The sequence below is a fragment of the Arthrobacter sp. SPT-J7 genome, from assembly GCF_059089965.1.
The window spans coordinates 1-769 of sequence record NZ_JBNHFF010000507.1 but is presented as its reverse complement, the minus strand read 5'-3'; the positions used below and the strand labels follow the sequence as shown (position 1 = coordinate 769).

General features: G+C 63.2%; 1 protein-coding gene. It reads right to left on the bottom strand.

Annotated features, from left to right (window positions below; all coding sequences use genetic code 11):
* Positions 1-769 (bottom strand): metal ABC transporter solute-binding protein, Zn/Mn family (locus AC5RWX_RS33935; RefSeq protein ID WP_494100526.1); only part of this gene is annotated, 769 nt, incomplete at both ends.

Genomic DNA, 769 nt, shown 5'->3' with positions numbered 1-769 from the left:
GTCTCACTGAAGTCGACCACCGGAACGCCTGCCGCTTCGGCAGCCTTCTTCAGCGCTTCGGTCTGCGGACCTTCGGTCTGGCCGTTGTAGGCGACGAACCGGACAGATTTGGAGGACACCAGGTCGGTTGCGGCCTTGAGGACGGCTGGCGGAACATCGGAGCCTTCCTCAATCGCAGCAGTGTAGTCCTCAGGCGTAGCGTTTTGCAGGCCTGCAGCTTCGAGCAGGTACACCGGCACCGGCTCGGTCACGGCAACCTGCGCTCCGGCCCCGCCGGCCTTCAGCCCTTCAAGTTTGCCAGCCAGTTCCTCTAGCCCGGATTTGAAGGCGGCAGCGTTCGATTCGAAGGTTGTGGCGGAGGCAGGCTCCAGCTCACCAAGCTTGGCGGCGACGCCATCGGCCAGCTGTCCCATGGCCGCGAGGTTGTACCAGACGTGTTCGTTCAACTCGCCGTGATCTTGGGCGTGGACATCCCCTGCCGGCGGTTCCGCTGGGGTTGTCCCGCCGGAAGCCTCTTCCCCGGGGCGTGCCGGGCCGGAAAGTTCGACGGCGTTCAGCACGTTGCCTGCGTCAAGATTGCTGTCCTTCACCAGGGTACGGAGGAAATCGTCGTATCCGCCGCCATTTTCAATGACGAGGTCCGCCTTGGACACGGCCAACCGGTCCTGGGCGGTGGCTTCGTAGGAATGCGGATCCTGGCTGGTCTTGGTGATGATGGCCGTAACGCTGACTTTGTCCCCGCCAATAGTTGTGGCGATGTCCCCGTAGA